Origin of the sequence: Bacteroides cellulosilyticus DSM 14838, assembly GCF_000158035.1 — a bacterium.
Lineage (GTDB): Bacteria > Bacteroidota > Bacteroidia > Bacteroidales > Bacteroidaceae > Bacteroides > Bacteroides cellulosilyticus.
Genome location: NZ_EQ973495.1, coordinates 59,037 through 67,590, shown reverse-complemented (window position 1 = coordinate 67,590; position 8,554 = coordinate 59,037). Strand labels below are relative to the sequence as shown.

General features: G+C 42.7%; 4 protein-coding genes and 1 pseudogene. 3 read left to right on the top strand and 2 right to left on the bottom strand.

All coding sequences use genetic code 11. From position 1 onward, the window contains the following. The 3 genes from BACCELL_RS22640 to BACCELL_RS22630 all read left to right on the top strand — a co-directional run. Window positions 1-1,087: glycoside hydrolase family 2 TIM barrel-domain containing protein (locus BACCELL_RS22640; RefSeq protein ID WP_007214438.1), on the top strand; the 1,087-nt coding region annotated here is incomplete at its 5' end. A gap of 4 nt (window positions 1,088-1,091) precedes the next feature. Further along, complete coding sequence (locus tag BACCELL_RS22635) at window positions 1,092-3,305, top strand: glycoside hydrolase family 3 N-terminal domain-containing protein (RefSeq protein WP_007214437.1); 2,214 nt, start codon at window positions 1,092-1,094, stop codon at window positions 3,303-3,305. After that, window positions 3,306-5,462 (top strand): polysaccharide lyase family 8 super-sandwich domain-containing protein, encoded by a 2,157-nt coding sequence (locus BACCELL_RS22630; RefSeq protein ID WP_007214436.1) that lies wholly within the window; start codon window positions 3,306-3,308, stop codon window positions 5,460-5,462. A gap of 140 nt (window positions 5,463-5,602) precedes the next feature. Here BACCELL_RS22630 and BACCELL_RS22625 read toward each other — a convergent pair whose 3' ends face one another. After that, window positions 5,603-7,594: a glucosamine-6-phosphate deaminase gene (locus tag BACCELL_RS22625; RefSeq protein ID WP_007214435.1), complete on the bottom strand. Its 1,992-nt coding sequence runs from the start codon at window positions 7,592-7,594 to the stop codon at window positions 5,603-5,605. Between the two features lie 282 nt (window positions 7,595-7,876). After that, window positions 7,877-8,554: pseudogene (locus BACCELL_RS22620) on the bottom strand (penicillin-binding protein 1C); the annotation flags it as partial.

Here is an 8,554-nt window from a genome sequence, read left to right as displayed (position 1 = left end):
TGAAATTCCTGAACTGAAAATCGCATCTGAAGTACAGACTGATGGACAAGGAATAGCGAAAACATCTTTCCGTGCAAAGAACTTAGAACGTTGGTCGCCCCAAAAACCTAAACTTTACCAAGTTACAGTTTCTTCTGTAACGGATCATGTGAAAGAGAATATAGGCTTTCGTAATCTTAGTGTGAAAGGGACGAAGATTTATCTGAATGACGCTCCGATCTTTATGAAAGGAATCAGTTTCCATGAAGAGATAGCGCAACGCCAGGGAAGAGCATTTTCAGAGCAGGATGCTGTAGCATTACTTTCTGAAGCAAAGGAATTAGGTGCCAATTTAGTACGTCTGGCACATTATCCGCAGAATGAATACATCGTTCGTCTGGCTGAAAAGATGGGTATTATGTTATGGGAAGAAATTCCTATCTGGCAAGGAATTGATTTTAAAAATGCCGGGACGCGTATGAAGGCGCAAAGAATGTATACGGAAATGGTTATGCGTGACAGGAATAGGTGTGCCTTGGCCTTCTGGGGAGTTGCCAATGAAACGGCCCCTTCCGAAGCTCGCAATGCTTTTCTGAAGAGTCTTGTCGAGCACTGTCACGAGATGGACACTACCCGTCTGATAACAGCAGCTTTCGACCTGCCGAAACTAAATCCTGAAACGAAGGCTTTTGAAATGAAGGATTCTTTTATCGAAGAGTTGGATGTAGTATCGATTAATAAATATATGGGGTGGTATCATGCCTGGCCGTCAGATCCTTCGGAAGTGTGTTGGAATGTGGCTCCTGGTAAACCGTTGATTTTTTCTGAATTTGGTGGTGAAGCCCTTTACGGGCAATCGGGAGATTCTACGGTAACCAGTTCATGGAGCGAAGAATATCAGGAAAAGCTGTTTAGAGATAATCTGGAGATGTTCAACAATGTGAAAAATTTGGCCGGTATCTCTCCCTGGATACTATTTGATTTCCGTTCTCCGTATCGTTTTCATCCTACGAATCAGGAAGGTTGGAATCGGAAAGGGCTTATTTCTGATCAGGGATTTAGGAAAAAGGCTTGGTATGTGATGAAAGAGTTCTATAATAATAAGTGATGATATGAAAAAGAATAGTCTTTTATGTGCAATAATTTTGGGTATCATGGCAACTACTTTGCCCGCCCAGACAGTGAAGAAGGATTATACTCATCAGGTAGATTCTGTACTGAAGCTTATGACTGTGGAAGAAAAAGTAGGACAAATGATTCAGTATTCCAATAATAAGCTTCTGACTGGTCCTTCCCTTGACAGTCGTAATCATACGGAAGAAATCAAACGTGGTGAGGTAGGTTCTATTTTCAATATATTGACTGTAGAGCGTGCAAAGCAATATCAGGATTTGGCTATGCAGTCCCGTTTGAGAATCCCGTTAATTTTTGGTTTGGATGTTGTACATGGGATGAGGACCATTTTCCCGATACCGATGGCTGAGGCTGCCAGTTTTAATCTAGAGCTGATAAAAAAAACGGCAAGTGTGGCAGCAGCGGAGACTTCTGCCCATGGAATTCACTGGACGTTTGCTCCCATGGTTGATATTTCTAGGGATGCCCGTTGGGGGCGTTCGATGGAAGGAGCTGGGGAAGACCCTTGGTATGGTAGCCAGGTGGCAAAGGCTCGTGTAGAAGGTTTTCAGGGTACTGATTATAATGATAGAAACACAGTTCTTGCTTGTGCGAAGCATTTTGCTGCTTATGGAGCAGCGGTAGCAGGTAAGGATTATGCTGAAGCTGATATCTCGGAACATACACTTCTACAAGTATATTTACCACCATTTCGGGCTGCGGTAGAAGCCGGAGTGGGTACTTTCATGAATGCTTTTAATGAAATAAACGGTATTCCGGCAACTGCCCATAAGCCTCTTTTGAGAGATATTCTGAAAGGAGAATGGGGATTCAAAGGCTTTGTAGTCAGTGATTGGGGCTCTGTTGGTGAGATTGCCAAACATCGGATGGCAAAAGATAATGAGGATGCCGGTCGGTTGGCCGCTATTGCAGGCTGTGACATGGATATGCATTCTATGACTTATGCCAGACATTTGGTCAATTTGGTAAAACAGGGAGCTGTAGACATTACCTTGATTGATGATGCTGTAAAGCGGATTTTGACAGTGAAATTTGAATTAGGCTTGTTTGATGATCCTTATCGTTATAACTATCGTGAAAAGGAAATCGAAAACAAGAAAGTAAATGCTGCTCACAGGAAAGTGGCTCGTGAAGCTGGGGCTGGTTCAGTCGTCCTTCTGAAAAACCAAAATGTTTTGCCTGTTACATCCACTGCTGGTAAAATAGCTGTAGTCGGCCCTTTGAATAAAGCCAAAAAAGATATGCTGGGAAATTGGTCCGCCATTGGAAAGGCTGAAGAAGTAATTTCTGTTTTTGATGGTCTGAAAGCGGCCTTACCAAAAGCTAAAATTACCTATATTGAAGGTTATGATTTGGAAACGAATGAATTGAAACCATTACCGGATTTTTCTGAATATGACGTGATTATTGTATCAGTAGGAGAGCGTGCGATGGAGTCTGGAGAAGCGAAATCGAAAGTGGATATCAACATCAATGCTAATCAGCAGTTGATGGTGAAACAAATAAAGGAGAAGGCAGGGAAACCTGTTATCACTTTAGTTATGGGAGGCCGTCCATTGATTTTCTCCGATATGGAACCTTATGCCGATGCTATTCTTATGACTTGGTGGCTTGGTACGGAAGCAGGCAATTCTATTGCGGATGTGCTTACTGGTAAATATAATCCGTCTGGTAAGTTACCAATGACATTTCCCCGTCACGTAGGCCAGTGCCCGCTATATTACAATCATAAAAGTACAGGACGTGCCTGGGCGCCCAACAATCCGTGGGTAAGCGGTTATATGGATGAGAGTGTGAAACCTGCCTATGTGTTCGGATATGGCTTGAGTTATACGACTTTTGAAATAGCGGCTCCTGTGATGTCGAAAAAAGAATATAAAGCAGGAGAGCCAGTAGTGCTGACTACCTCTGTTACGAATACGGGGCAATATACGGGCAAAGAAACCGTTCAACTCTATTTGCAGGACGTGGTCAGTTCTGTGACCCGTCCGGTTATTGAGTTATGTGGAATCCGGCAGGTAGAATTGGCACCTGGAGAAACCCGAAAGATTGAATTTACCTTGTCTGAACAAGAACTAGGTTTCTTTAATTCAGATAAACAGTTCGTCACAGAGCCGGGTGACTTTAAACTCTTTGTCGGAAGCAGTTCGGATAATTTAAAAGCAACGGAATTTGAACTTATAAAAAAATAAATGGAATTACATGTAGTACGTCCTATTTTTATCCTATTGCTTTGGGGATTTACTTTGGGACTGAAAGCGGATGATTTATCCGTCATCAGGCAGAAGTATATAGAGAGTATATTATATAAGAATAAATCAGAACAGCAGTTGATACGACTGATGTGTCAGATGTCCCATGAGAAAGTAGTCGGTGACCAGATGGTTGTAGAATTAATGGAACGTTGCCCGATAGAAGTTGGATACGTTCGTCAATTATTATCTGATTTGAGTGAACAAGGTAGTTGGAATGGGCTCGATTTCACTAATAGTAAGGCTGCCAGTTGGCTTCCGCGGATTCATGCGGCCCGTGTGCTTGAGTTGGCTAAAGTTTATGCTAATTCGGAACATACCTTTTATAAATCAGCTGAGATTGCAGAGGCCATTCATAAGGCTATGGGGTATTGGTTCCGGATGAAGCCAGTAGCTGCCAATTGGTGGTATAATGAAATAGGTATACCTAAAGTTTTGGGAGCTGCATTTGTTTTATTTGAAGACCAGTTGTCGACGGAAGAGAAGAAGCATGCTATTGAGGTGATGAACCAAGCAAAGATAGGGATGACGGCCCAGAATAGAGTTTGGCTAGCTGGCAATGTATTGGTGAAAGGACTATTGCTAAATGATATTCAACTGGTACAGGAAGCAAGGAATGCCATGAATGATGAGATAAAGATAGCTTATGGCAAAGCAGAAGGGATCAAGGTCGATTATAGTTTTCATCAACACGGACCTCAACAGCAGGTCGGGAATTATGGTGCAGCTTATTTGGCTACTATGAGTTTTTGGGCATATATTCTTGACGGCACTTCATTAGCGTTGGATCAAGAGCGTTTTAAGCTTATCACTAACTATACGAATGAAGGTGTGCGGAGAATCTTGTGGAAAAACAAGATGGATGTGAATAATCTTGGAAGGCAACTTTATCGGCAGGCACAGCGGAATAAGGCTTTTTCGAGCTTATTCTCTGCTAATGCATTAGCGCAAGTGAATAGTAAAGATTGTAATGTATATCATATGTTGATTGATGAAAATCTTGGGAATACATCAACTGCGTTGTTGGGACAATACCATTTCTGGAAATCTGATATGACAATCCATCGTTGTCCCACTTGGATGGCATCTGTAAGAATGGCATCGGACAGGGTGATCGGCACAGAGTCGGGTACGGATAACGTAAAAGGTTATTATTTGGCAGACGGTGCTCTCTACACTTATGTGGATGGTGATGAATATACGGATATATTTCCTTGTTGGGATTGGCGTAAAGTGCCTGGTGTGACTTGCTATCAGGAAGATAAGGCTGTCCATGTAATGGGATGGCTTGAAAAGCAAAATAAAGGCTCATTTGTGGGAAATGTGAATGATGGCACTATTGGCCTTACTTCGATGGATTTGGTAAGGGACGGGCTTTATGCTAGAAAGACGTGGATTTTTACACCAGATTATGTCTTATGCTTAGGAGCGGGCATTCGTTCTGATAGCAGTTATCAGGTGAATACTTCTGTGGAGCAGGCTGTACTAAGAGATGATTTATTGTATTGGAATAAAGGAAAGTGGGAAGCTGTGAAAGATTTGAAATTTTCCTGTGGGGATTCCCAGCGCTTTTTTCACCATCAGACCGGATACATCTTGTTGGAAGGCGAGGGGCGTATTTTCTCTGAACAGCGTACAAATTCTTGGAATGATATCATGAAGATATATCCTAAAAGCGAGTTGCAGACGAAAGATGTGTTTACTATTTATATGAATCATGGAATTCTTCCAAAAAATGACTCATATCAATACGTGATATTGCCGGCTACCACTCCTAAGGAAGTACAACACTTTGATTTATCTTCATTTAAAATAATTAGTAATACCAGTCAATGTCAGGCAGTCCAACTAAATAAAGAGACATATTTACTTGCATTGTATGAAGCTGGAAGTGTTCCCTTATCCGGTGAACTAAAGTTTGAAAGCAATAAAAAAGGGCTTTTTATTCTGCGTACTTATAAGAAAAAGTGGAAAGTGTATGCTTCAGATCCAACTCAGACAGAAACATCCATGGAAGTGATCCTTAATGGAAATAAAAGAGAAATCAAATTGCCCGAAGGCGAATATAAAGGAACTGTTGCCATGTTCTCTGAATGACTTGTGGAACAAAATCATAGTTATGAAGAAAATATTGATGAGATGGAGATGACGTGAAAATAAAATTAATGAAAATGTAGAATGGAAAAAGGTTGCAGTGACAAAACATTGCAACCTTTTTCTTTCTATTTAGCAAACATTTACAGCGGAATATATTCCACGAATGCTTCCATTGCCTCGTAAGATGCCAAACCGAGATTGTCATACAATGCGGCGGTACCACGGTTACGGTCTTCACTGCGTTGCCAGAACAAACGTTCGTCGTTGCCCAGGAATGGTGCACTTTCCATCTGAGACTGGTGCTTCAGGATTGAATTACGTTTTGCACGCAGTTCTTCCGGACTGATGGGCACTGCCATTTCAATGTTTTCAATTTCCCACTCGGCCCACGCACCACGATACATCCAAATACGGCAATCTTTCAACCATTTTGCACCTTCTTCTTTTTCCAGATCGATAGCAGCAAATACGGCATCTGTGCAAACACGGTGTGTTCCATGTGGATCGGCGAGATCACCGGCTACGAATATTTGATGAGGTTTCACTTCACGCAGCAGGTTACGCACAATTTCCACATCAGCTTCGGTCAACGGACCTTTCTGTATTCTACCTGTTTCGTAGAACGGCAGGTCAAGGAAGTGGCAATGATCCAGAGGGATATTATTGTACGTACAAGCAGTGCGCGCTTCACCACGACGTATCAAGCCCTTAATTGTGAGGATGTCACGTGTATCGATGTCACCATCTTTCTTCTCTTTCAGGAATTTACGGATTTCTGCATATTTATCAACAACTACCTTGTCTTCGCTATTATTGAAGATCTGGTTGAAACCATTGATGAAATGCAGGAAGCGGATTACTTCTTCGTCACCTACGGCAATGTTACCGGAAGTTTCGTAAGCCACGTGTACGTCATGCTTTTGTTCTACCAAGCGGCGGATTGTACCACCCATGGAGATTACGTCATCATCGGGATGCGGAGAGAATACGACGATACGTTTCGGATACGGTTTCGCACGTTCGGGACGATAAGTATCGTCTGCATTTGGTTTACCACCCGGCCATCCGGTGATGGTATGTTGCAGATCGTTGAAGATCTTGATATTCACATTATATGCCGAACCAAACAGAGCCAGCAGTTCGCTCAAACCATTTTCATTGTAATCCTTGTTTGTTAGCTTCAGGATCGGCTTGCCTGTCAGTTGACATAACCAGACGATGGCGCTACGAATTAGTTTGTCGTTCCATTCGCAGGAAGTCACTAGCCACGGACGGTGGATACGTGTTAGGTTACCGGCAGCAGAAAGGTCGATAACTACATGAGCATTGTTGTGAGTTTGCAGGAAAGATGCCGGAATGGTATCCGTTACTGCACCTTCTACGCACTCTTTTACCATTTTGGCTTTGTCTTCACCCCATGCCATCAGATAGATTTTCTTGGCAGCCAGGATTGTAGAAACACCCATTGTTATGGAGCTGATCGGAGTGCTTTCGATGCTACCGAACATTTTGGATGCTTCATTGCGTGAATCGTTGTCCAGTAAAATCAAACGGGTGGTGGAGTTCAGGCGGGAACCCGGTTCGTTGAAACCAATGTTACCTACGCGCCCGATGCCCAGTAATACGGCATCCAATCCACCGAAACTTTCGATGCGTTGCTCGTACAGGCGGCAATATTCAAAGATGGTATCTTTAGGAATTGTACCGTCCGGGCTAAAGATATTCTGCTTGTCAACATCTACATGATCAAGGAACATTTCCTTCAAGGCATTCAGGTTGCTGTTGATGGCATCTGATGTAAGAGGATAATATTCGTAAAGGTTGAATATGATAACGTTGCGGAAACTCAAGCCTTCCTCTTTATGTATACGGATAAGGGCTGAGTATACGTTGCGGGGAGAATTACCGCCCGGCAATGCCAATACACAGAAACGTCCGGCTTTCTGTTTATCACGAATAAGTTGAGCTATTTCGTAGGCAACGTGGTTGGCGCCTTCCTCTGCCGATTCGTAGATGTCGGTTGGGATTTTTTCCAGTCGGGTCAATACCGACCTTTCAAATGCATTCTCAGGCCTATAATACCTGGGGGAGACTCTGTTGAGAGTGATTTGAGAACTAAGATTGGTTTTCATAACTTAATTGGTATTAATAAATTGATTAAAGCTTGTCGCTTCTAAGATTTAACAAATATACAAAAAACAATGTTCACTAATTCTAGTGTTGGGGTTGTTTTTTGGAACAAGGTGTTTTCTTCTGACACTGTTTCGGGATACAAATGTAGCCACTTTTTGGTAACTATGCACTCACTTCTTTTAGGTATTTTCATTAAAAAGACTAAAATGGAATCTTTTTGTACAAAAACATCACCTGTTCGGGGGGGATGGTATGCTGACCGGTTTCATCAACAGATAACCTTAATTGATATAGAATGTAGTGGTTACTGTATTTCCTGCTTCGTCTACCGCTGTTAGTGAATGTTTTCCGGGCGTGGGTTGTAGTGAGATCTTATGAAAGTCTTGTGTCTGGGTAAGATAAGTGTTATCAAGGTGCCAGAAAATGGTGGTACCTGGATTGCTGTGAGCCAACTCGGTGGTTAGAAAGCCCGGACTTCCATCCATCTGTTTGGGTAACACAATACGGGCATTCATGGGTGGATAGATGAATTGCATGGATTGCAATGCATCCTCTCCGCAGCCTGTTTTGAAGGGAGGAAGCGGATTGTATTCCGGATGATGTTGTTTGTAATACCATTCCCATACAGGTGGTAAAGTGAACCAGGACTTCTGGATAGTTGGTTCCAAATTTGCGCAATTCTCGTAGATACGGTGAGTTTCATCGGCTGAAAGGGTGATCAGGTGATGATAAGGGCAAGCTTCCGTCTTTAGTCCGGCAGGAAGAATCAGTAAAGTATCTGTTTCTTCGCAAAACCTACCCTTCAAGTGTCCGGATTTCCGGCATACCTCAGCTTTGACAAAGACATCTCCCGGGCGTTTGAACCACCGTGTCGGAGGTAGCAGACTAAATACATCAAACAAAACCGGACCGGCTGTCCGTGCTCCTACAAGACCAGGTTTACCCTCTCCTGTAGCATT

Bases quoted from the DNA above. Each gene is read 5' to 3' on its own strand.
- BACCELL_RS22635 (WP_007214437.1), top strand. From the start codon at position 1,092: ATGAAAAAGAATAGTCTTTTATGTGCAATAATTTTGGGTATCATGGCA.
- BACCELL_RS22630 (WP_007214436.1), top strand. From the start codon at position 3,306: ATGGAATTACATGTAGTACGTCCTATTTTTATCCTATTGCTTTGGGGA.
- BACCELL_RS22625 (WP_007214435.1), bottom strand. From the start codon at position 7,594: ATGAAAACCAATCTTAGTTCTCAAATCACTCTCAACAGAGTCTCCCCC.